Annotated in this window: 1 protein-coding gene; it reads left to right on the top strand. The window is 73.8% G+C overall.

Annotated features, from left to right (window positions below):
* The coding region (locus tag KBX53_RS32625) for a S8 family serine peptidase (protein WP_210863710.1) at positions 1-1,506 on the top strand (1,506 nt) is incomplete at both ends.

Genomic DNA, 1,506 nt, shown 5'->3' with positions numbered 1-1,506 from the left:
ACTGTTCAACGTCACCGACCTCATCGCCGACGGCTACGACGACGCGCACACCGACGCGCTCCCGCTGATCGTCACGATGACCGACGCGGCGGCCCGCAACCGCACCCGGCCCGCACTGGACGGCGCCGAGCTGGTCCGACCGTTGGACAGCGTGCAGGGAGCGGCGCTGACCCGCCAACGCGCCACCGCCGACCGGTTCTGGACCGCGCTCACCGCCGGCTCGACCCGACGTACGGGCGACGCCCCGACCCTGGCCAACGGCATCGCGAAGGTCTGGTTGGACGGCCGGGTGCACGCCGACCTGGCCGAGTCCACCGCGCAGATCGGCGCGCCGACGCTGTGGGCCGAGGGCAACACCGCCGCCGGTGTCGACGTCGCGGTGCTCGACTCGGGGGCGGACGCCGAACACCCGGACCTCCTCGGCCAGATCGCCGAGTCCAGCAGCTTCGTGCCGTCGGAGCCCGACATCCTCGACTACAAGGGCCACGGCACGCACGTCGCCTCGACGATCGCCGGCACCGGCGCCGCGTCCGGTGGCGCCGAGCGGGGTGTTGCCCCCGGTGCCCGGCTGCACATCGGCAAGGTGCTCAACAGCGAGGGCAGCGGGCAGGATTCCTGGATCATCGCCGGCATGGAGTGGGCGGCCCGGGAGCAGAAGGCCCGGGTGGTCAGCATGAGCCTGGGTGGCGAGTCCACCGACGGCAGCGACCCGATGAGCCAGGCGGTCGACCGGCTCAGCGCCGAGACCGGCGCCCTCTTCGTGATCGCCGCCGGCAACAGCGGCCCGGCCACGATCGGCAGCCCGGGTGCCGCGAACTCGGCGCTCACCGTCGGCGCCGTCGACGCCACCGACCACCTCGCCGACTTCTCCAGCCAGGGCCCACGCGCCGGCGACGGCGGGCTCAAGCCCGAGATCACCGCCCCTGGCGTGGACATCCTGGCCGCCCGCTCGCATTTGGTGCGGGGCGGCTCCGGTGACTACACGCTGATGAGCGGCACGTCGATGGCCACCCCACACGTGGCCGGCACGGCCGCGCTGGTCGCCGCCGCGCACCCGGACTGGACCGGTCAGCGCATCAAGGAAGCGCTGGTCAGCACGGTCAAGGCCACCCCCGGGTACACCCCGTACCAGGCGGGTGCCGGTCGGGTCGACGCGGTGGCCGCCGCGCACGCCACCGTCTTCGCCACCCCGAGCGCGTACTCCGGCTTCCAGGCGTGGCCGCAGCAGCCGGGCATGACCGTCGACCGCACCGTCACCTACACCAATGTCGGCGGCACGCCGGTCGCGCTCAAGCTGGCCCTCGACGCGGCCACCGCGCCGACCGGTCTGTTCGCGCTCTCCGCCGACCGGGTCACCGTGCCGGCCGGCGGCACCGCCACCGTGACGGTCACCGCCGCGTACGACAAGCTGCCGGTGGAGAAGCAGGTCAGCGGCATGATCGTCGCCACCGACGGCGCCGGTGCGGTGCGTGGCCGCACCCTGATCGGGGCCGGCAAGGAGGGCCA

It is taken from the genome of Micromonospora sp. M51, assembly GCF_018070305.1.
Taxonomy (GTDB): Bacteria; Actinomycetota; Actinomycetes; order Mycobacteriales; family Micromonosporaceae; genus Micromonospora; species Micromonospora parva.
This window is presented reverse-complemented; position numbering and strand designations above follow the sequence as displayed.